Consider the following 21,523-nt stretch of genomic DNA (forward strand, 5'->3'; position numbering starts at 1 on the left):
GAATAGCAGAGGAAGTGACGGATTTTGCGTCTTATACCTATCAACGCGTTGAGGCCGGGAATGGTTCTTGGTAAGAGAATATATAATAGTGACGGTTTAATTCTGCTTGCCGAAGGCGTGGAGCTGACGACAGGGCTGATCCGCCGACTGGGCACGTTGGAGATCGGGTATGTCTATATCGAGGAGCCGATGACAGAGGATATCGTGGTTCCGGAATTGTTAACCGAGGAGACCCGGCTGCAAGCGATCCAGTCGATACGGACGAGCTTCAAGACCCTGGAGAGCCAGGCTGCTCTGAAGGGAAGCTTCCTTCATTTAGGCAAAACGTTCTCCGGGATGATGGAGTCTATTATGGATGAAATATCGGATCATGACGAGGGCATGGTGCTCCTGACGGATATGAATACGAACGATTACAACCTGTATCGTCATTCGCTTAACGTCTGTCTATATTCAACGGTTCTTGGGGTGTCTTACGGCTATAATCGGGAGGATCTGAAGGTGCTGGGCTTGGGGGCATTGCTTCACGATATCGGCAAGACGAGGATATCCCAGAAACTGCTGAATCATCCGGGACGGCTGAGCGAAGAAGACTTTCGCGAGGTCCAGAAGCATACCGAGATCGGGTTCAAAATATTGAAAGACGAACCGAACATTCCGTTGTTATCGGCGCATTGCGCCCTGTCGCATCATGAACGCCTAGATGGCAGCGGTTATCCCAGAGCCTTGAAGGGACCTGAGATTCATGAATACGCCAAATGGATTGCGATTACGGATTCTTACGATGCGATGACAACGCAGCGGGTGTACAAGCCCGCCTTATTGCCGCATGAAGCGGTAGAGGTGATGTATGCAGGCTCGGGAACATTGTATGAACAGTCATTCCTGGCCATGTTTCGGGATCGGGTAGCGATATATCCTCCAGGGATCACCGTGAAATTGCATACGGGTGAGAGTGGAGTGGTATCCAAAATTCACGCACATGTGCCACATCGACCCGTTGTCCGCGTATTAACCGATGCCGAAGGCACTCCGCTATCTGCACCTTATGAATTGGATTTGTCTGAAACACTGGCCATTATGATCGCTGGTATCGGGCGAGCACCATAGATCAATCTTACACTTAAGGAGGTAGACTCGTGAGACGTAACAGCCATACAACATTGCTGCATACATGGGGGCGACAGATATACCGCTACCGTAAAGCCATTGTTGTGACCTGGCTTCTTTTGTTTTGCGTGCTGCTTCCGTTTGCATTCAAGCTGCCGTCCATTCTGCAGCACAACGGGTTTACTCCAAAGGATAGTCCGGCCCAGATCGGGATTGAGAAGCTGGAAGAGGGATTAGGATTGTCGGCAGCTTCGCTGGATATTGTCGTAGTGAGTCAGCACGATGAGAATTTGACGGCAGGCACGGCGCAGAGGCGAATATTGACGGAGCTTGAGCCTTTGCGAGACCGTCCCTATGTCAGGGATATTTATATGAATATGGCCGCTCATAAGGCAGGCCAGGATCATATCGTATCCGTGACCGTGCTGCTGGATTTGGATTCCACGGAAGCCTTGAAGCAGTTTGAAGAGATTCGAGGCTCGGTTCCGGGCATCACGGGAGCGGATACTTACATAACAGGGAATACCGCCATCTTCGCCGATATGAACCAAGCCGTCAAAAGCGATATCATCCATGCTGAGATGATAGGCATTCCCGCAGCTCTGCTCATTCTGGCGGTCGTATTCGGAACATTGACTGCGGCGATTCTGCCATTGTTAGCCGGTGTTGCCAGCGTGGTGGTCACGATGGGAATCCTGTATTTCGTCGCTTTGGTCGACGGCTCAATCAGCAATTTCCTTCCGAATGTCGTAACGATGCTGGGCCTGGCCGTGGGTATCGATTATGCGTTGCTGGTCGTAAGCCGATTCAAAGAAGAGATGCGGACACGGAGCGGAGATGTGGGCACTGCCCTGGCTGTCACTTGCGCAACCGCCGGCAAAGCGGTGATGTTCTCCGGGGCGGCCGTGTTGATCGGTTTTGTGGCGATGAGTTTCATAGATCTGCCGATCTTCCGTTCCTTCAGCATAGGCGGCATTACCGTGGTGCTGTTATCGGTACTGGCCGGCAACACGCTTCTTCCCGCATTATTGGGAATATTGGGCCCGCGTATAGATGCGCTCCCTCTATTCCCTGCCGCTTACCGGACGCTCCGGGCACGGCAGACCTCCGGTTTGTGGAGAAGACTCTCCAAATTTGTCATGGCGCATCCGGTGACCATCTCTATCGCAGCGATCGGTTTACTATTGGTGGCGATATATCCGGTTCGGGACATGAATATCGCCATCCCCGCAGCCGAAGTGCTTCCCCCCGCCTATGAATCCCGTTATGGACACGACCTGCTCACACAGGCTTATGATGAACGTGAATTGAATTCGATCGTTGTAGCGGTGGAGCTTCCGGCCTCTTATGAGGATTCGCGCAGCCTCGAGCTAATGAAGGCATATTCGGATGAAATCAGGATGATGCCGGGTGTGAAGCAGGTAGAGAGTTATCTGAGCATCGGCAGAGGTTCGGTGGAAGAAGCCTCGAAGTATTTATCCCGCGAAGATATCCGCCAGCAGCTGGAGCAGCATCGTTTTGTTAAGGGGAATATGGCAGCCGTTGCCGTGATCCCGGAGTATGGGGAATCCCATGTATTGACTATGCAGCTCGTCCGAGCGTTACGGACGATGGACACGGATGAGCTGACGACCTATGTCACCGGAAGCCCCGCATATAAACTGGACATCATGGAAGCCATCCATCAGAATATCTCCTACGTTCTGGTCTTTGTTTTTGTAGTTACCTATGTCATTCTCCTATTGGCGTTTCGATCAGTCGTGCTCCCTTTAAAAGCAAGCGTTATGAATATGCTCAGCCTCGGCGCCGGACTCGGTATCGTGGTATGGGTGTTTCAAGAGGGGATTGGCGCGCAGTGGCTGGGCGTATCCTCCACGGGATCCATCTTTGCGCTTTTGCCAATCCTGATATTCTGCGTGGTGTTCGGCATATCGATGGACTATGAGGTCATGATGCTCTCGCGAATCATGGAGAACTACGAACGGACGGGAGATAACGAACTCAGCACAGCCGAAGGCTTGGAGAGTACGGGCGGGCTGATTACAAGCGCTGCCCTGATTCTGGCTGTCGTCGTGGGTGCCTTTGTATTTACGGATAATGAAGTGATGAAAGCGATCGGTTTAGGACTGACAGCAGCCATTCTGCTGGATGCCACCGTGATTCGGGTGCTGCTTGTGCCTGCGTTTATGAAGATGATGGGCAGAGCGAATTGGTGGAGTCCAAGATGGATGTTTCCGGCACATAAGCTTACTTCCAAGAAATGCTCGGACGAATATGGGGAAAGTGGATGATTTCCCAGCCGAATCAAGCAGAAGCCTTCTGTTCGGGTATGTTATAATCATATAATGGACATTATCAAAACCGTAGAGTACATATAGCGTAAGTTGTACTGAATGAATCGGTAATTCAAAGAAATAAGGTGAGTGAACCATGAGTAATACAGCACAGCCATTTCCATCAGCCGTAAGGCCCATTTCGCCGAGTTATGATCCATGGGATCCGATAACTTCACTGCGCGAGCATGGTCGTCATGTGCTGACCAGTGTGGAAATGACAGTGACGCATCTTTGTAATATGCGCTGTGAGCATTGCGCTGTCGGTGATATGCTTGTCATGAAGGAAGCGCCGATGTTGCCACTCGATACGATGTTGAAACGATTGGACGAAGTAGAGCATCTGCAGACGATCAGTCTGACGGGCGGTGAACCGGCATTTCTTGGCAAAACAGTGGATAACGTGATTGTTCCCTTGCTGAAGTATGCCAAGGAAAGGGGCATCCGGACTCAGATTAACTCCAATCTGACGCTCGATATAAGTCGGTATGAGAAAATGCTGCCTTATCTGGACGTTATGCATATCTCATTCAATTATTTGAACGGGGATGACTTCTATGAAGTCGGGTTTGCGAATAGTGCACGTCCCGTCTCAAAGGAAACGGCATACAAAATGTACGATACAATGCTGGTCAATTCGGAGAAACTGAGTGCAGCAGGGATGTACATATCCGCTGAATCGATGATTAACTACCGGACGCATACGAAACTCAGCGGCATCCACAAGCTGATCAAGGATATGGGCTGCAAGCGGCACGAGGTTCACCCGATGTATGCCTCAAACTTTGCTTCCGCTCTGCCCGTACTGTCCTTGGACGACACGAAAGCTGCCATCCACCATTTGCTGGATGTCCGGGATCGGGACATGTGGATGCTGTTCGGAACGCTGCCCTTCTATGCCTGCAGCTCCGATGATGATGACCAGGAGATCATTCGCCGCCTGCGGCAAGAACCGAACGTAACGGTCCGGAATGATCCGGATGGCCGTAACCGGGTGAATGTGAATTTATTCTCGGGCGACGTATATGTAACGGATTTTGCTGATATCCCGGCTTTTGGTAATATTAAGGAACAGAAGCTTGACGATATTTTTAACGAATGGACAACAGGACACCCGTTGAACCAAACAGTTAACTGTCACTGCGATGCAGTGAGCTGCTGTGGGCCGAACCTGTTGGTGGCCGACATGTACTACCGGGGTGTGGATTTCAAGTCAAGGCAAGCAAAGACAAACTAGAACCCTAGAAAGAAGGCGTGTCATCATGGCGGAGGAATTTGAGGTCGGGAAACTGATTTTGAATTTGCTCTTGGTTTTCCTGCTCGTTTTGTTGAACGGCGTGTTTGTAGCGGCCGAATTTTCACTGGTAAAAATGCGTCAATCCCGGTTGACCCAGCTCGTTAGCGAAGGGAACCGGCTGGCAGGCATTGCCCTGAAAGTAAACCAGAAGCTGGATGCCTATTTATCCGCAACCCAGCTTGGGATCACATTAACTTCCCTGGGTCTTGGCTGGATTGGGGAGCCTGCCATTTCAGAATTGCTGGTGGCCCCCATTATGCATAGCATTGGATTTACGGATGAGCGATTGATTGGCACAATATCGGTGGCGGTGGGCTTCTGTATTATCACTTTCCTGCATATTGTGTTAGGGGAGCTTGCACCGAAATCGTTGGCTATTCAGCGGACGGAGGGCACTGCTCTGATTCTGTCGGCGCCGCTGCTTTGGTTTTACCGCATTTTTCTGCCGGTGATCTGGGTTCTGAATGCTTCCGCCAATCGGATTCTGAAGATGGTTGGCATCGAGCCGGCAAGCGAGGCCGAAGCGGCCCACTCCGAGGAAGAGATTCGGATTCTGATGAACGAGAGCGCAAAGAGCGGTGTCATTGACGAGAACGAGATGAAATTAATGGACAACCTGTTCGATTTTTCTGACTTGAGAGCCAGAGAAATTATGCTGCCAAGGACGGACATGGACGTTCTTTTCACCAATTATACCTTGGAAGAGAATCTTCGGATCGTCAATGAGACGAAGCACTCCCGTTACCCGGTTGCAACGGACAACAAAGACCGCATCATCGGATTTGTCCACATTACCGATCTCTTGCTGGCGGAGCCTGAGAAACAGCGTGATTTGGCTTCCTTGATGAGACCGATTATGGACGTATCGGAATCAACGGAAATCAGCGAGGTGCTTCGGAAGATGCAGGCAAGACATGAGCAGCTTGCGCTCGTGGTTGACGAATATGGGGGGACGGCAGGTATTCTCACAGCCGAGAAGATTTTGGAGGAGATTGTCGGGGACCTGTACGATGAATTTGAAGATGAGCGGCCTGAAATTGAAGTGTATGATGAGTACTTTTCAGTGGACGGGCGCATGCTCATTGAAGAAGTGAATGATTTGACCGGTTTGATGATTGAAGAGCATAACGTGGATTCCATCGGCGGTTGGTTGTTCAAAGAGCTTGAAGGGAACCCGGTGGTCGGGAAGAAAACCATCTTTGACGGGGTGGTCTTTGAGGTAGAGGAGTCTACACGGTTGCGTGTAACTCGCGTCATGATTCATCAGAAGCTCGAGAGCAGCTTCATTTAGAACTAGCAAGACTCTATTTGTTAGGAAGTGGATTATGTCGATTAAGCAGTTGATCTTTATCGGTCTCAGTCTCCTGTTGCTGTACGGAATGTTTACGGTTGGAGCTCCGTTCCTGCTGGCCATCGTGATTGCTATTGCATTGGAGCCGTTAAATCGGCTCTTAATGAAAAGACTTCGCATGAACCGCATTGCGGCCGCAACGGTGACAAGCACGCTATTCCTCCTTTTGATGCTGCTCCTGGCTTATTTGATCGGTCTTCAGGTGTTTAACCAGCTGGTCGAATATTGGAGCCGGGCTCCGCAATATTTTGAAGGGGCCAACGAATTCCTTCAGCACACGATTATACAAGCGCAAGACATGCTGAACGGCATTTCGCCGGGTCTTGCCGACAGTCTTACCGAATTCATGTCGAATATTTCTTCCTATATACGGTCGCTTGTCAATTCAGTATCATCAACATTTTTGTCCTTTGCCAAAACGCTGCCGAACCTGTTCGTCACGTTCATTGTATTCTGCGTAGCGGTGTATTTGTTCGCTTTCAGCCTCGATACGATGCGTGAGAAAGTGCTGTCGCTGTTTGATGAGACATCACAGTCGCAGGTGAACGAAGTGCTGGTCAGCCTGAAAAAATCAATTTTCGGCTTTTTGCGGGCCCAGCTGATCCTCAGCCTGTTTACGTACGTGATTACGCTGCTCGGCTTGCTGGTATTAGGCGTTAACTATCCGCTAGCCATCGCTTTGCTTGTCACCATTGTCGACATTCTGCCGATTCTGGGCGTAGGTTCCGTTTTGATACCATGGTCCATCTACCTGCTCGCGGTAGGCGATATTTTTACAGGAGTCGGCTTGATCTTCATGTTCATTCTGATTACGGTGATCCGCCGCGTGCTGGAACCGAAGGTCATAGGGGATGCCGTCGGCATCGGCGCATTGCCTGCCCTGGTCAGCATGTATATCGGATTTAAACTGGTTGGCGTGATCGGATTTTTTATCGGCCCCCTGGTCGTTATTATCTATTCCGCTATGCGTAAAGCGGGCTTGTTCCAAATTAAAATCAAATTTTAAGGACAACTCCATGAAGACCCTTTTCCCAGAAATATTCCAGGGGAGAGGGTTTTTTTTTGTCATTTTGGAGTTCATTTTCTGGGCGGAAGACATATGTTAAATACGAAGAGTCCTTGATAACGACGGATCGTAACGATAAGGAGGAAATCCCTTTGAAGGAAAATCCAGAGGTGCGCGTATACCCGGTATTTCATTCGCCATTTGATCCATGCCCGCCCAAACTTTACAGATCGTATGTGGTACCTGTTAACCAGTATGTCGTGTTTCAGCCGCCGGGTCTGCCCCAGTTTAGCCCTGCTGAGGCGCTAAGGCACGGAACGTTATGGCCATCCTTGTATAGCCCGTATACTTCGCGAAAATTTAAAGGAGAGTGATATGCGGTGAATGAAGCCAGACCCCAGGTTGGAGACCTGAAGTATTACGAAATGCTGGAGCAGCTTCAGGCATTGGATTTTGTCCTGGTGGAGCTGAACCTGTTCCTGGACACCCATCCGGATGATCTCAAGAGCATCGAGCAGTTCAATAAACTGACACAGGAGAGAACGGTGTTAGCGAAGCAATTTCAAGAGCTGTATGGGCCGCTGCAAAATTTTGGCCGGGCGTATTCCAAGTATCCGTTTGAATGGGCCCAAGGTCCTTGGCCTTGGCAGGTTTAACAATGACGCTATGGCAAGGGGGCTGCGGCTTTTCTTTACCTTATGCAAGCAGCCCTTATGAAGAGGAAAAGCCAGAACAAGGAGGCGGAAGAGCCCATGTGGGTATATGAAAAAAAGCTTCAGTATCCGGTGCGCGTCAGTAAATGTGATCCGAGAATGGCAAGATTTCTGATGGAGCAGTACGGAGGCGCTGACGGCGAACTGGCTGCTGCGCTGCGTTATTTGAACCAGCGATATACGATTCCAGACAAAGTGATCGGATTGCTCAACGATATCGGAACCGAGGAATTTGCACACCTCGAAATGATTGCCGCCATGGTGTACAAATTGACGAAGGATGCCAGCGTGGCGGAGCTGGAGGCTGCCGGATTGGGAGCGCACTACGCCAATCATGATCATGCGCTGTATTATGAGAATGCGGCCGGGGTCCCTTGGACAGCAACCTATATTCAAGCTAAAGGCGATCCGATAGCGGATTTGTATGAGGACATTGCGGCAGAAGAGAAAGCACGCGCTACATATCAATGGCTCATCGACATGACGGATGATGTGGACTTGCAGGACAGTCTCAAATTTTTGCGGGAACGTGAAATTATCCATTCCATCCGCTTTAGGGAAGCCGTAGAGATCATCAAGGAAGATCGGGCAACGAAAAAAATATTCTAGGGAGAGGGTATCGTTTCGACATCCGAATGGATAAACAATGACAGGCCCGGTCGATATCTGTCCGGGCCTGTCTGTTTATGTTAGATGGAAGTTATGGGGACCTTTATATCCCGTGCGGCTGCTCCGAGTCATGATCATGATAGGGCAGCCGGACCGTAAATGTAGTTCCTTGCCCCTGCTGGCTCTGTGCCTGAATCGTGCCGCCATGAGATACGATAAATTCCTTGGCAATCGCCAGACCCAGTCCCATACCGCCTTGATGCCGCGCACGTGCTGCGTCCGTACGGTAGAAGCGGTCAAAGAGATAGGGAAGATGCTCCTCCTCAATCCCTGGACCTGTATCCCGAATATCAATCCGAAGCATGCCGGAAGCGGGCTCTTCTTGGATCGTGGTGTGGACAAGCCCGTCTTGGGGTGTATACCGAACCGCGTTGATGAATAGATTCAGCAACACCTGTGTGATTCGGCTTGGATCCACAGGAACGGAAGTGCGCTCCGTAGCGCTCGTCAAACGCAGGGTCAAGTTCTTGGCATCGGCATCTGGCTCGATGCGCTCCTGTATCTGACCCAGAAGATCCAGCATGTCCGTGGGTTTCCGAACCAGCGGCAGCTGCTTCGCTTCGGCCAGAGAGAGTTGATGAAGGTCGCCCACGAGACGGGTTAAGCGAATCAACTCATCCTGGATGGGAAGCAATAGTTCCGGCTGGATCGGCTGCCTGCTCTGTTGAAGCAGATCCAGCTTGCCTCTTACGATCGTCAGCGGTGTTCGAAGCTCATGGGCGACATCAGCCACCAGATTGCGGCGGACCATCTCGGACTGCTCGAGCCTGGAAGACATGCCGTTGAAAGCAACCGCGACCCTCCCGTATTCATCCTCCGAGGTAACGGGAGCCTGAACACCGTACTCGCCTTGACCGAGACGTTCGATGGCTGGGACGAGTTTGCGCAGGGGCGCAGTGAGCCTCCGCGATATCCAGTAGGCCGCCCCGAGGGAAAGCAGGACGAAGAGGACGGTGCCTCCTCCCAGCAAAATGATGATCGATGTGGGCGTGCCGATCCGAAGCTTGGTCAGGTTTGCCACATCCGTATCATAATAATACAGCTCCGCGACCGGTTCGCCTTCAACATGCAACGTCCGCTTTACGCCGAGGCGTTTGATCTGCTTCTCCACAGCCTCCCCCTCATGCAAGAGGGTCTTTTGTTCCCCTGATGTTAGAAGGATGCTTTCCAGGCGGTCGGGTGAACGGGGACTGTCCGCTAACCACGCCTGATCCTGAACGGCGCGGAAAGTATGCCCATTCTTCACGTAGTAATCGAGCAGTCGGTCCTGTAGCTGATCCAGCTCTTCTTCGCGCGAGGTTTGCAGCATGGCATCCATGGAATCGCGGATTACGACATAAGTAAGAAGAACGAAGACGGTGCTGAAACCGATAATGAACGATGAGAGGACGATGAATATTTTGCGGCCCACGCTCATGGCTGCTGCTCAAACCGGTAACCGAATCCATACACCGTTTTGACAAAAACGGGCTCGGCCGGGTCATCTTCGATTTTTTTGCGGATTCGGCTGATGTGGGCGTCCGCGGTCCGTTCATCATTGTGAATATCATCCTCCATGGCCGCCTGAAGCAGCTGCAGGCGGCTGTAAACCACGCCAGGCCTGGAAGCAAGGGTTAGGAGGAGTTTGAATTCGGTTGGTGTAAGCTGGATCTCCCGGCCGCGTTTCCATACCCGGCATTGGTTTTCCGAGATCATCAACTCGCCGCGCTTCAGCATTTCTTCGGTAACCGTTTCGCCTTCTATTCTGCGAAGGACCGACCGGATACGCGCGGCCAGCTCACGGAGGGAGAAAGGCTTGGTCATGTAATCGTCTGCCCCTATCTCCAGCCCGATCAGCTTATCGGTTTCCTCAACCCGGGCGGTAACCATAATGATGCCGACACGGCTTGATTTTCTGAGCTCCCGGCATACTTCAATGCCGCTTAATTCCGGCAGCATCCAATCCAATACGACCAGCGACGGTTTAAAGTCCCTCACTTTGGCCAAAGCCTCCGTGCCTGTCGCAGCGGTAATGATGTGAAATCCCTCCTGCCGGAGGAACGGCTCCATAAACTCAATGACTTTTCGTTCATCGTCCACAAGAAGCAAGGTATGTGCCATGCAAGGATCCTGCCTTTCCGTTTGATTCGTTAGGTTCAGCCGTAAATCCACCCCATTATATACGGTTTCCAGCCGCAATTGGAAAATTTCACGGAATCCGCAAGCCATCATCACAAGATCGCAACATTTCGGTGATAGGATGATTTCGTAAAGATATTTGAATCAAGAGAGGGATGCCCGACATGAAGCAACAAGCTGTAGGAAAAACACCGCTGGTCGTATGGATATCGTTAGGGCTGGCATGGATATTTGTTGTTTGTATTGCCATTCAGACGCTGTTTGCCGGCATGGCGCTGTTTCACGATGGATCGATGTGGAGAAGCCATACCCTGTTTGTCCATTTTTTTGAAATCGTACCGCTCCTCATGCTGATATTTGGTATTGCAGGCAAACTGCCCGCCCCGTATAAATGGAGATCGCTGGTTCTGTTGTTATTGGTCTTCAGCCAATACCTCACCGCCAACCTGCCTGGCGCCGGGGCCTGGCATCCGGTCATCGCCATCGGATTGTTCTGGCTTGCGGTGGATACGGCGCGTGGTGTCCTGCCGTCCGATCGACGGGAACAGAAGGGGTAGCACGAACATGAGAAGCCTTACCGCGGTGGTTATGGCTTTAATCGGAGGTTTTGCGGGCGGGGTCGTTCTGAATGCAGCGATTGTCGTTATATCGCACATCATATACGGAGGAGACGAGAGCGGGTTGAAGGGGCTCAAGTACCTGCCGTTTGTTACCTCGGCATGGTACGCCGCTACTTTAATGATCTGGCGGTGCCCGGAATATAAACCATAGCGCTTCGTTCCGACTTTACCCTTCAACCGCCAGTGATACCCAAACGAACAGGATATAGAATAGAATGGGAATCATCACTCCCATGGACAGCAGCAGCCACACAAGCGGCGTCCGGATCATATCCTTAACAATTATGATTGGGCTGCGGACATATCGCCCCTTCTTAAGACGGTGCACCATCCGCTTGAGAATCGCAGCTTGTTCATGGGGCTCATAGCGGCTCAGCTCCGCTATCAGCTCGACTTCCAGCTGCCCGATTGGCGGCGCAGTTTCAGACTCCCTTTTTCCAGGCATGTAAATCCTCCTCTCGTTAGTACGCGTTATATGTATAACAACTATAAAGCTCCCTCGGTTATGCATATTTTATGGACATAAGATCAAAAGTAATGAGGAATTGGGGTTTGCAGATGTGATATGGTTCCTATATGATGAGGAAAGATTAGACTAGAATCAGATTATATGGAGCGAAGGGAAGGACCAAATTGGAAAATACAGCAACGTTGATCAAGCCGGAAGCGATGATATTTGACATGGATGGAACGCTGTTTCAGACGGAGACCCTGCTGCTGCCCGCCTATCACAAATTGTTCGACATTTTGCGTGAAGAGGGGCATTATGAAGGAGAAACGCCGGCTGAGGAGCTCATGCTTGGATGTCTGGGCATGCTGCTCGAAGACATTTGGAAGATTGTCATACCGAATGGAACGCCCGCAGCCCATCGCCGTGCAGACGAGCTGCTGCTGCAGCTTGAGCTCGAAGGCTTAAGCAATGAAGCAGCCGTATTATATCCCGAGGTGAAGGAGACGCTGGAGGAGCTTCATCGGCGGGGCGTCCGATTGTTTGTTGCCAGCAACGGCCTGGAGCATTACGTGAAAGGCATAGCCGAAGCGAGAGGGATCATATCGCTCTTTGAAGGAGTCTACAGTGCCGGAGAGCATGGAACGGCTTCCAAGGTGGATTTGGTAAGGCTGCTGTTGGATGAACACGATATCCGGGACGCCTGGATGGTAGGGGACCGGTCATCGGATGTGGAGGCGGGCAAAGAGAACGGACAAACCGTCATTGGCTGCCGCTATGCAGGCTTTGGTGGGGAGCAGGAGCTTAAGGGATCAGATGTCGTTATTCATTCTTTTTCACACCTGCTGAGGCTTCATGATCAAGCCGAATAGATAGATAGGAGTCACAAAGGCTGTTTCCAAGGGTAGCAAGCAACCCTCTTGGAAATAGCCTTTGCGCGTTTTTTGGATTCTTTAATACGGTTTTCTTACGATTTAACTTAAGCATTTTTCGCGGATTTTTTCTGGCTGTACACCCACAATGCATATTCTAAAGGCTTCACCATCGATTCACGGTAGGCAGCCATATCGGCGATTTGAGAGAAGACTTCCCTCGATGGCTTCGGATTCACCTCGAGAAGAAGAACTCTTCCGGTTTTGTCCACGGCCAGATCCAGGGCAAGCTCGCACAAGCCTCCATACTGTCCGTCAAGAAATTGGGCTACGTCCACGCCGAGGGAATCGGCTTCCTCGCGGATGCTGGCGCGCTTTGCCGGATCTGCGATCCATTTGCTTAACAATTCTTCCATCATGGTCGCGCGTCCGCCGCCATGCAGGTTGGAGGTCACGCTTTTCGGCGCTCCAACGCGTCCCACGCAACCGGTCACCTGCCATTGACCGGATCCATTTTTCTGTACGAGCATCCGGTAATCATGCACTCTTCCATCCGGCAGCTCCAGCTGGATCCCCTCTTGAACCAGATATCGATCTCTATTGCCCCAGCCCGACAGATATTGCGCCAAATGGCCTGAAGGCATTCGCTTGGGTCTGATGATGCTCCGGTTGGAATTGCGTCCCCGGATTTCATACGTGCCCGCAACACCAGGTACCTTCGTAATCCGCAGAATTCCGCGTCCGCCCGTTCCGTTTATCGGTTTAAAATAGACGGTAGGATGAACATTGAGCATTCGGTGGATGTCACTTGTGCTGGTTACGATCCGAGTATCCGGTAGATGGGGACGGAAGCGTTTCTTGGTGGATAATACTTGATGTATCGTCCATTTGTTGCGTAAAGGTCTGTTCAGAAACAGTAAATGCCGATAGCGTGAACGAAAGCGCAGCAGCTGTTGAAAGCGGGGGCTCTTTTGAATGCGGCAGCGATCAAAGATCATATTGGGAAACGAGCGCCATCTGCGGCTCCATCTCCGGCGATCCGGATCGTATTCCATGGCGTTGATCAGGCCTTGGCCACTGTTAACGTCGGCGGGGGTGAAAACGTAAACGTCAAGCCCCATCGCTTTTCCTTCCCTGATCATATGCTCGTAGATATGCCGCTCCTCCAGCGTTTTCCGTTCATCCAAGTATAACGTCATAATACCTAAGACGGGTTTTGACACAGAAGTTCACCTTCTTGAACAGAGTCAGCACGAGATGCTGAAGAACTGTGGAATGGGTGCAGGGGAAGGGTTCCGCTCATAACGAGCGTAGGTTTGCCCGTCGGTCCTTGCTCAAGCGCTATGGCCTGAAGCCCTGCATGAAAGCACATTTGCAAACTTGCCGAATGATCGGCGGCCACCTTGCATCGCAGCCGCCCGAATTTGGATAATTGTGAGCGGATCAGGGAAGAACCGATATGCCGGTTGCGGTATAGAGGCTGTACAGCAACCATGCAGGCACCTTCCCCATAATCCGCCGCAAAGCACATCCCCACAGGTATGCGGCCGACATCGCTTCGAACCGTAGCTGCCACGATCGAGGTGCCGGGCTGCAGCAGCTCGTCATAGGATAGCAAGGCCAGACGATGGTAACCTTCGCGGGTTAGACGTTTGTTGCTGTACCGCCGGAAGAAATCGCTGCACTGCTGTCTGGCATGCGGCCATTCTTCCGGGCTTGAGAGAGATAGACATGAGATTTCCACATGATCCCCTCCTTTCATGTCTTCCATAAACGTTGCTCTGGCTGATGCAGGGCCTACCTTTGATTGATCAGATATTCGGAATATTGAAAAATCCGCTCCAGTGATTTTTTCCGGATCGCGGGTTCGTCAAATTTCATGGGTCTTGAATTGGCTTCGAAGAACCAGAGAACGCCTTCGCTATCAATTCCGAGGTCCATGGACATTTCGCCATGGATCTGACCAGAGCTCTTCTCAATCTGCCGTGCCATATGCACGGCTGCTTTTTTAACTTCGCTAAGGATGGCGTCGGACCGTTCCTGACCGAACACAATCGGCAGCAGCTTCTCCGGATCCTCAATCGTTCCTCCGCGAGGAACATGTGTGGTGATGCTTTTGGCGCCTGCCATTCGAGCTCCAATTCCTGTAACTGCCCAGGAGCCGTATTCGTTCTTTTGCACAAGTATGCGGAGGTCGAAGGCGCGACCGTGGACCTGGGCCAGCTCGATTCCCTGCTGGATCAGGTATGAGCTTCCTTTAGTCTCCTGATATACCCGGTTCCAAAGCCGCTCTAAGGAGGCTGCTTTGTACGTGGTGCTGTTTTTGTTGTTCTGTATCTGTATGCGGTAGGGCAGCGATTTGTTTTTCTGATACTTTACCCTCATGATTCCTTGCCCGGCTTTGCCGTCCTCTGGTTTAAGATACAGGTAGGGCTTCCGCTTCATCATTTCATATAAAGTAGGGTAACCCTTTAAACGCTTTGTCAAAGGTGCCCACTTTTTGGTTAACCGTGATTTGTTCAGCCAAGCAAACAGCCGCCATTTATTGAAGAAGTGTGGGTTATAGATATCAATATGGGGATGTTTTTGGCATTCCTGGATTTTGCGTCGAACCCAGGGAAGGGCTTCATCTTCTCGGTAAGGGATCCGGTTATATATAACCTGGGGCAGAGGGCATAGCCTCTGCTCCCAGGAATGGTCGCTGTTCAGTATATAGCCTTTGACAGTACCCGTATCGAGCTTCAGATCACGTACAGTGACGACATAGACCAGAAAACCCATATCCTTTCCCGTCTTGATAATTTCCTGAAAGTTTTGCCGGTTGCCCCTGAACATCGTATGCGAATCGTGCATGGTCAGGATGGCTACAACCGGTCTTCCATCACTCTCCACTCGGTTGATCACGAGTCATTCCCCCTGTGGAAGCCGCTGAGATACATACTGTGTTCAAAAATATGCTCCACCGATGCTTTTCCTTCCCCTTTAAGAGAAGGGTGGTTGAATATCGATCGGCCCGGCTTCGAATTCGCTTCAAACATCCAAATTCTCTCGTTATCATCTATTCCTATATCAAACCCGATTTCTCCTAACAGATGCGGATGATGATTCTCGATGGCTTCCGACATCGCGATGGCGGCGTCCTTGGCACGCTCCAGCACATCTCGAGCTTTGGAGCCGAAGGCACGGCTGAGCGCCTGCTCCGGCGTCATCAAGGAGCCCCCGTTTTTGATATGCGTTGTGACGCTGCCCCGACCGGCTTTTTTGGCGCCGATACCAACCACGGACCACCGGTTTTTGCTGTTCTTATGCATATGGAATCTGAAATCGATAGGGCAGCCATCGATTTCAATGAGGCGGATTCCTTGCTGGATAACATAGTTACGCAGCTTGGAGCCGTGCTTGGCCTGAAGCATACGCATCAGACTATTAAAGCTTGGGAACTTGAGAAGGGTGTTGCCTCCGTTTCCATGATAACGTGCAAAATATCCTTTTTTGGGAAGATAGGTTAACCGGTAAATCCCGAGGCCCAAGCTTCCGGCTGAGGGCTTATAATATACAAAGTTATGGCGCTCCATCATATCCTTAATCCGCTCGGGACTAGGATTGTTATGCGTCTCCGGCAAATATTTGCCTGCCTGCACGTCGCCGTCCAGCTGGGAGTACACATCGGATTTATTGAAGAAGGCCCAGTTGAAAAATTTGATGTTGCGCTTCAGAAACCGATCTCTCAGTTGATTGGTAAAAGGGGAGAAGTCGGTTTTTCGGCTAGGCAGGCGATTATAGACGACATTAGGGAGCGGAACGGTTTTGCGCACAAAACCGCCGCCGGAACCGAGCATATAGGCATGAACCGTTTCGCGCTGCCAGTTGATATCCCGGGGGGCAAAGGCATACACGAACATTTTTTTGTTGCCCTCACGAAGAAGCTGTCGAATATACGAGGTTCTGGCTCCAAAGGGGCTGGATGGATTATGCGGTCCGTCGGAGAGAACCCCGACTACGGGCCCCAGCTCGATTTCTCCCTCACGGGGGGAATGGATATAGACAGGGCCCTGTCTGGGAACGTGGATACCGTTTCGGACACCGTTGCTTAAATAGATGTGTTTCCCCGATCGATCTATCGGTTTCACAGCAGCGGACACCGTGTTGGTACCGATGCGTAGCTTAATCGATTTCCTGCTTGATAGCCCCAGGCTCTTCAGAAGCGAACCGGATAAAAAGACGACTTTTTCGGGCTGCTGCGAGAAATGAATATTTCCGAAATTCAAACTCATGTATTTACCCTCCTAAGTTGTCGAAGCAATAAATAACGGGCGTATTGAATCGGATGTTCGACGGACAGCCGGGCTGCGTGACCATCTCCCGTTAGTGTAAATGCGCGGCGGCCCGGTTTGGAGTTGACCTCCAGGATCCAGACCCGTCCCTTTGTATCCACGCCAAAATCGATTCCCAGCTCGCCAAGTCGGCCGAATCCTTCTTCGAGCAGTGATGGAAGCTGAGCGGACAGATCTCGGATGGTCTGAATGATGTCCATGGCCTTTTCTTCTCCGAAATCGGTCGTTAGATAGGGAAGGGCCGGAAATGCCGTGCCTCCCCCGTGAAGGTTCGAGGTCAGTCCTTGGCTTAAGCCTTGCCGTGCGGCGATTCCTGTGATGGTCCATCTGCCGCGGTCATTCTTTTGAACCAATGACCGAATATCAAACGGATCCCCGTTGCGGTTGCGGAGCTCCAGGTAGGGTTGAATGATAAACCGGCGTCGACCGGTAAAACGACTCACCCATTCGTTCATCTCTTGTGCGGGAATAGTCTGCTGGAACATGCGATTGCTCCGGTCCCTTCCTTGCAGTCTGACACGCTGTTGATCTGTCAAAGCGAGGTACAAAGTATGACGACCCTGAGAGCCTCCGCTAGGCTTCATGAAAAGTCTGCAGCCAAAAGCCAGCAGGGCCCTGCTCAGTGATTCGGCTCCCGTATAACTTAAGGTTGCCGGCAGATATGGCCTTAAGGCGGAGGAGCGCTTTAATAGTTGATGCACTTTCTGCTTGCCGGGCAGACCGCGTGCCCACAGTCTTACGCCCTGCTGCAGCATTCGGTTCAGACACTCACCTGCTGCAGCTGTTTCCTCACCGTTTCGGTGCAGACATCGGTCATAGATGACGTCTGGAGGAGGAAAGGTGCCGAAACTCCAGCCTTTTCCAGGATTGAATTGATATCCTTGTATCCTGTCTATGGGGCTTTCAACACCAGAAGCAGGAGAGGCATCATCCGGACAAAAAACAAATACCTGTATGCTGAGTCCCTTGGCCTTCGAGCTAAGTTCACGGAGAAATTCCTTCTCTGCGAAGGGAGGGAAGCCGGGTTTGCGGCATGCCATGACACCCAGGGTGCCTATCTCGTTTGACGACATAATGTTCTCCTTTTTTAGAAACCCGTCAAGTATTGACAGTATTGAACGAGTCGCACGGCTGACGGTCTTACTTTGGAGTCGGCATTCAGCGGTGCATTTTCACCTTTGGACGGTTTGGAGTTGACCTCCAAGAGCCAAATGCGTCCAGCCGTATCAATCGCCAAGTCAATGCCGAGCTCCCCGAAGTGATAGGGAATGGCAGCCTCCAGTCCATGAGCAATATCGAGCGCCGCTTGATTCATTCGGGCGGGGGCCGTTTGTTTGGAGGTTAACGGGATACTGCTCATGGCAAGTGCGTCCTTGACGGAAGATAGCGTACCGCCTCTGGCAAGATTGGAAACAAAGTGGTTTCCGCCGGCAATACGGGCCACGACCGAAGTCACTGCCCACTTTCCATTCTTGTCTTTATGAACAAGCGCGCGAAAATCAACATTTCGCCGGTTGATGCGGATCAAATCCAGCCCTTGCTGAATTTGATAACGCGTTTTTTTTATTTTCCCGGATAAGCTGCTGAACAGCTTTGGAAGTGAGGAGTAGGTATTCTTCTTGCTTCCTTCAAGAGAGGTGGTCATCGTTTGATATTTGCCGTTCTCTTGGCGGGATATCCGGATGATCCCTTTTCCCAGACTACCCCGCACCGGTTTCAGGAAGACCGTCCGATATGTGGCGCACATTTTTTTGAGCGTCGGATAACCGCTGAGCAAATAGGATTCGGGCAAATATTTCTGCAGTTTCACATCAGGCCCGAGTGCCTCGAAGACATCCGATTTATCGAGAAATTTCTCGTTAAAGATTTGGGTGCCGAATCGCGATTTTACTTCTCTCATAAAATGCTGTACGCTAGGACTATTCTCCAGTTTGCGGGTAGACAGCCGGTTATTAATGACGTCCGGAGCTGGAACGCTGAGCTTTTTCCATCCCGTGTCATAGACAATAGCTTCAAGTGTTGACGGGTTCGAACCGATCATGTCAGGGGTGAAAAAATATACATATGCGCCTCGTTTTTTGGCCGCGTTGACCATTTCCAGGCAGAAAGCTGAGATCGATCCGAAAGGTTTATCAGGTTCATCCGGTTGATAGCGGCTGACCATGATCCCGATGAGCGGACCGAGCTTCAGCGTTCTTTCCGTTGGGTAATATTTGACATTCATGACGGTACGAGGAAGAAGTCCCGAATGGCTGAATACCGAAGGGCCTAAGGCCAGCGAGTTTGATTTACCTCCTGAGATAACGCGGACTTCCTGCTTGAAGGAGCCAAAGGCAAGCTGTACCTTTGAATCTGTCGGGATACGGAGCTGTTTTATGAGCCGGTCACCAAGCTTGATATCGTTATCCGAAAGCTGGGCTGAGCGGATTAATTGAGTCGATATCTTGGATTTGGTGTTGGATTTGATCTTGGATTTGCGCATGATGGATCTCCTTCCGACAACAACTGGATACTTAAGTGAACAGACGAAAGACTACATCTGATCATTGCATGTAATGCATCATATGAGGACATATATCCCTTGGTGATTGTACTGCTCGGGAAAAAGGAGTGCTTTAAATGCAGAACTGGCTGTTTATTTTGGTGAACGTGTGCGTTGCTGCTTTTGTTGGCGGCATAACGAACCACTTTGCGATAAAAATGCTGTTTCATCCCCGTGAAGAAAAAATCATCCTGGGCCGCCGCGTACCCTTTACGCCAGGACTCATTCCAAAGCGCAAGGACGAAATAGCCGAGTCGTTGGGACGTGTGGTCTCGGATTACCTGGTGACAAGCGAGGGCTTGCAGGAGCTTATTCGTAAGCCGGTGTTTCGGGGTAAGATAGAGGACAGCCTCTATCGGAAGCTGGAGGAATGGAGCCAGTCGGAGCTGAGCTTCGGAGACTTGGCGCTAAAGGTATGGAGTTCCGAACAGTGGGAGCAATTGAAGGTCCGTGCCGAACAATCGGCGCGCCAGCTTACAGCCCGGGGTGCCGCAGCAGTATGGCACGGATACGGATTGGAGGCAAAGCCGCTGAAGGAGCTTGTTCCCGGTTGGTCCGAGGAAACGATCCAGGGCTGGAGCGGGGCTGCCGCCGATATTGTGCTGAAGGAACTGAGGAGCACGCTGTTGTCCGCGAAGGGGCAGCTTATGCTATCGGATGTGGCTTCTTCACTCATCGATAAGGCAGGCGGATTTCTGGGGACGATGGCCTCGATCTTTGTGGATGAGGATAAACTGGTCCAGAAGCTGACGCCCATGCTGATTCAGCAGCTGGAGGGTGAGAAGATCCGCAAGACCATCACGGATATTATCTCAGGAAAGCTGTCGTATTACGGTGAGATGCCGCTCGGGAATATCATCGAACATGCCGCAGGTGAGCCGGGCCTCGCTTGGATCTCCCGTACATTGGATGACAAGCTTCCTTGGTCCAAGTGGATTAAGCAAATCGAGTCTCTTCGCATAGGCGAGCTGATTGGACCGCGAATGCCTGCCATCGAAGCAGCTCTGCCTGGACTGCTCGATAAGGGACTGGGCTTCCTTGAGCGAAGCATCCCGGCGGCCATGAAGGCTGTGAACTTACCGCAGCTCGTGCAGGAGCAGGTGGAGAAGTTTCCGATTGAGCGGCTGGAAGAGATCATCCTGAGTGTGTCCGGCCGCGAATTCAGGGCCATCACCTGGCTTGGGGTGCTGCTGGGCGGAGTGATCGGATTGTTCCAGTCCATGCTGATCGTGCTGTGGAGATGAGATTTTTGATGGAGTAAGGCGAAAGGTGAATTAAAAAACGGCGTTTTAGGCCGAATATATTGGAGGAATTAAAAATGAACATTTATGACAAGGCACATGACTTGGCAAAAGCGATGAAGGAAAGCAAGGAGGTAGAGGAAATTACCTCTGCTATGAAACTCGTGGATGCAGATCCGGAGAGCAGACGCATGCTGGATGACTTCCGACAGCGCCAGATGGAGCTTCAACAGCGCATGATGTCCGGCGATATGCCGGCACAGGACGAAATGGAGAAGATGGAAAAGCAGTTTGAGGTGCTGAGCCTGAACCTGAACATCCGCCGTTTGTTCGACGCAGAGCGGCGTCTGAGTGTCATAATCGAGGACGTGAACAAGATTATATCGGATAGTCTTCAGCATCTGTATGGTCCGGCCCAACCCTAGACGCTCCCTTTTATAAAGTTGCGGACCGATAACTTCAAGACAAATTCGGTACAATTTTAAAAACTTGTCTCATAAATTGCGCAAGCTCCTCATAGAGTAGAAATATAGATTTCAGAGAGTAGAGGAGCTGCGTTTACAATGAAAAAAAAGAAGAACAGGTTTAAACACACCGCTTATTTATTGGTTGCACTCGGCATGTTGATATACGCCCTTCCCAGCATTTCTTTCTCTGGCGGGTTCTCGTGGGTTTCGCTGTTCGGTGCAGTCTGGGCAGGATTTGCCCTGCTTGTGATCGGTTCGCATCTCTATTACCTCATCGGTGTAGATGAAGCGAAACAGAAAGCGCTCGATGAGATCCGCAGGGAGAAATTGCGTCAATGGGAATTGAAATGGCCTGAGGAACAGAAGAGCCAGAAAGCCAATTAAGAGTTCTCAGCGAGAGCT

General features: G+C 51.1%; 23 protein-coding genes. 14 read left to right on the plus strand and 9 right to left on the minus strand.

Features of this window, described 5'->3' with window-relative positions:
• Positions 1-24 precede the first annotated feature (24 nt).
• The 8 genes from ACQKPA_RS24050 to ACQKPA_RS24085 all read left to right on the plus strand — a co-directional run bounded on the left by ACQKPA_RS24050 (position 25) and on the right by ACQKPA_RS24085 (position 8,419).
• On the plus strand, positions 25-1,110 hold the full coding sequence (locus tag ACQKPA_RS24050) for an HD-GYP domain-containing protein (RefSeq protein ID WP_427495014.1): 1,086 nt from the start codon (positions 25-27) through the stop codon (positions 1,108-1,110).
• A gap of 29 nt (positions 1,111-1,139) precedes the next feature.
• Positions 1,140-3,401 (plus strand): MMPL family transporter, encoded by a 2,262-nt coding sequence (locus ACQKPA_RS24055; RefSeq protein ID WP_427495015.1) that lies wholly within the window; start codon positions 1,140-1,142, stop codon positions 3,399-3,401.
• Between the two features lie 139 nt (positions 3,402-3,540).
• A complete protein-coding gene (gene yfkAB / locus ACQKPA_RS24060; protein ID WP_071218038.1) occupies positions 3,541-4,680 on the plus strand; it encodes a radical SAM/CxCxxxxC motif protein YfkAB in 1,140 nt (379 codons plus the stop codon).
• A 25-nt stretch (positions 4,681-4,705) separates the two neighbouring features.
• On the plus strand, positions 4,706-6,031 hold the full coding sequence (locus ACQKPA_RS24065; RefSeq protein ID WP_427495016.1) for a hemolysin family protein: 1,326 nt from the start codon (positions 4,706-4,708) through the stop codon (positions 6,029-6,031).
• A gap of 34 nt (positions 6,032-6,065) precedes the next feature.
• A complete protein-coding gene (gene ytvI, locus ACQKPA_RS24070) occupies positions 6,066-7,097 on the plus strand; it encodes a sporulation integral membrane protein YtvI (RefSeq protein ID WP_427495017.1) in 1,032 nt (343 codons plus the stop codon).
• Positions 7,098-7,249: 152 nt separating this feature from the next.
• On the plus strand, positions 7,250-7,471 hold the full coding sequence (locus tag ACQKPA_RS24075; RefSeq protein WP_074961779.1) for a spore coat associated protein CotJA: 222 nt from the start codon (positions 7,250-7,252) through the stop codon (positions 7,469-7,471).
• Positions 7,472-7,477: 6 nt separating this feature from the next.
• On the plus strand, positions 7,478-7,753 hold the full coding sequence (locus ACQKPA_RS24080) for a spore coat protein CotJB (protein ID WP_127593322.1): 276 nt from the start codon (positions 7,478-7,480) through the stop codon (positions 7,751-7,753).
• A 96-nt stretch (positions 7,754-7,849) separates the two neighbouring features.
• Positions 7,850-8,419, plus strand: a complete 570-nt coding sequence (locus ACQKPA_RS24085) for a manganese catalase family protein (RefSeq protein ID WP_113057512.1) — start codon at positions 7,850-7,852, stop codon at positions 8,417-8,419.
• Positions 8,420-8,522: 103 nt separating this feature from the next.
• Here the strand turns inward: ACQKPA_RS24085 and ACQKPA_RS24090 are convergent, their stop codons facing one another.
• On the minus strand, positions 8,523-9,896 hold the full coding sequence (locus ACQKPA_RS24090; RefSeq protein WP_427495018.1) for an ATP-binding protein: 1,374 nt from the start codon (positions 9,894-9,896) through the stop codon (positions 8,523-8,525).
• Positions 9,893-10,579 (minus strand): response regulator, encoded by a 687-nt coding sequence (locus ACQKPA_RS24095; protein WP_427495019.1) that lies wholly within the window; start codon positions 10,577-10,579, stop codon positions 9,893-9,895. The genes ACQKPA_RS24090 and ACQKPA_RS24095 overlap by 4 nt, the downstream gene beginning before the upstream one ends.
• A gap of 182 nt (positions 10,580-10,761) precedes the next feature.
• Between ACQKPA_RS24095 and ACQKPA_RS24100 the strand changes: the two genes are divergently transcribed.
• Together ACQKPA_RS24100 and ACQKPA_RS24105 are read left to right on the plus strand one after the other, a co-directional pair.
• Positions 10,762-11,154: a DUF6220 domain-containing protein gene (locus tag ACQKPA_RS24100; RefSeq protein WP_427495020.1), complete on the plus strand. Its 393-nt coding sequence runs from the start codon at positions 10,762-10,764 to the stop codon at positions 11,152-11,154.
• 7 nt (positions 11,155-11,161) lie between these two features.
• Positions 11,162-11,368, plus strand: coding sequence for a DUF5957 family protein (locus ACQKPA_RS24105; protein WP_427495021.1), 207 nt, complete (start codon positions 11,162-11,164; stop codon positions 11,366-11,368).
• Positions 11,369-11,383: 15 nt separating this feature from the next.
• Here ACQKPA_RS24105 and ACQKPA_RS24110 read toward each other — a convergent pair whose 3' ends face one another.
• Positions 11,384-11,662 carry a hypothetical protein gene (locus ACQKPA_RS24110; RefSeq protein WP_427495022.1) on the minus strand — a complete coding sequence of 93 codons (279 nt, stop codon included), beginning with the start codon at positions 11,660-11,662 and terminating at the stop codon, positions 11,384-11,386.
• 188 nt (positions 11,663-11,850) lie between these two features.
• On the opposite strand from ACQKPA_RS24110, the gene ACQKPA_RS24115 reads away from it, so the two are divergent.
• Positions 11,851-12,537 (plus strand): HAD family hydrolase, encoded by a 687-nt coding sequence (locus ACQKPA_RS24115; RefSeq protein WP_427495023.1) that lies wholly within the window; start codon positions 11,851-11,853, stop codon positions 12,535-12,537.
• 107 nt (positions 12,538-12,644) lie between these two features.
• On the opposite strand, the gene ACQKPA_RS24120 is transcribed toward ACQKPA_RS24115, so the two are convergent.
• Genes ACQKPA_RS24120 through ACQKPA_RS24145 form a run of 6 tightly spaced genes read right to left on the minus strand, consistent with a single transcriptional unit; the run spans position 12,645 to position 19,353 of the window.
• The gene (locus ACQKPA_RS24120; RefSeq protein ID WP_427495025.1) at positions 12,645-13,760 is read right to left on the minus strand and encodes a YheC/YheD family protein; all 1,116 of its coding nucleotides are present in this window, start codon (positions 13,758-13,760) and stop codon (positions 12,645-12,647) included.
• Positions 13,742-14,281: a GNAT family N-acetyltransferase gene (locus tag ACQKPA_RS24125; RefSeq protein WP_427495026.1), complete on the minus strand. Its 540-nt coding sequence runs from the start codon at positions 14,279-14,281 to the stop codon at positions 13,742-13,744. The genes ACQKPA_RS24120 and ACQKPA_RS24125 overlap by 19 nt, the downstream gene beginning before the upstream one ends.
• A gap of 53 nt (positions 14,282-14,334) precedes the next feature.
• Positions 14,335-15,441: a YheC/YheD family protein gene (locus ACQKPA_RS24130; RefSeq protein ID WP_427495027.1), complete on the minus strand. Its 1,107-nt coding sequence runs from the start codon at positions 15,439-15,441 to the stop codon at positions 14,335-14,337.
• Complete coding sequence (locus tag ACQKPA_RS24135) at positions 15,438-16,811, minus strand: YheC/YheD family protein (RefSeq protein WP_071218051.1); 1,374 nt, start codon at positions 16,809-16,811, stop codon at positions 15,438-15,440. The genes ACQKPA_RS24130 and ACQKPA_RS24135 overlap by 4 nt, the downstream gene beginning before the upstream one ends.
• Entirely contained in the window at positions 16,808-17,944 is a 1,137-nt protein-coding gene (locus tag ACQKPA_RS24140; RefSeq protein ID WP_427495028.1) for a YheC/YheD family protein, read from the minus strand. Before ACQKPA_RS24140 ends, ACQKPA_RS24135 begins: the two co-directional genes overlap by 4 nt.
• Before the next feature lie 14 nt (positions 17,945-17,958).
• Positions 17,959-19,353 carry a YheC/YheD family protein gene (locus tag ACQKPA_RS24145; RefSeq protein ID WP_427495030.1) on the minus strand — a complete coding sequence of 465 codons (1,395 nt, stop codon included), beginning with the start codon at positions 19,351-19,353 and terminating at the stop codon, positions 17,959-17,961.
• Positions 19,354-19,490: 137 nt separating this feature from the next.
• Here ACQKPA_RS24145 and ACQKPA_RS24150 point away from each other — a divergent pair, with 137 nt between their 5' ends.
• The 3 genes from ACQKPA_RS24150 (at position 19,491) to ACQKPA_RS24160 (ending at position 21,505) form a co-directional block, all read left to right on the plus strand.
• Positions 19,491-20,657, plus strand: a complete 1,167-nt coding sequence (locus ACQKPA_RS24150) for a DUF445 domain-containing protein (RefSeq protein ID WP_427495032.1) — start codon at positions 19,491-19,493, stop codon at positions 20,655-20,657.
• 74 nt (positions 20,658-20,731) lie between these two features.
• On the plus strand, positions 20,732-21,079 hold the full coding sequence (locus ACQKPA_RS24155) for a YlbF family regulator (protein WP_071218055.1): 348 nt from the start codon (positions 20,732-20,734) through the stop codon (positions 21,077-21,079).
• Between the two features lie 138 nt (positions 21,080-21,217).
• Positions 21,218-21,505: a hypothetical protein gene (locus ACQKPA_RS24160; protein WP_427495034.1), complete on the plus strand. Its 288-nt coding sequence runs from the start codon at positions 21,218-21,220 to the stop codon at positions 21,503-21,505.
• Positions 21,506-21,523: the final 18 nt, after the last annotated feature.

The organism is Paenibacillus sp. NPDC093718, from assembly GCF_050279985.1.
GTDB lineage: Bacteria > Bacillota > Bacilli > Paenibacillales > Paenibacillaceae > Paenibacillus_AQ.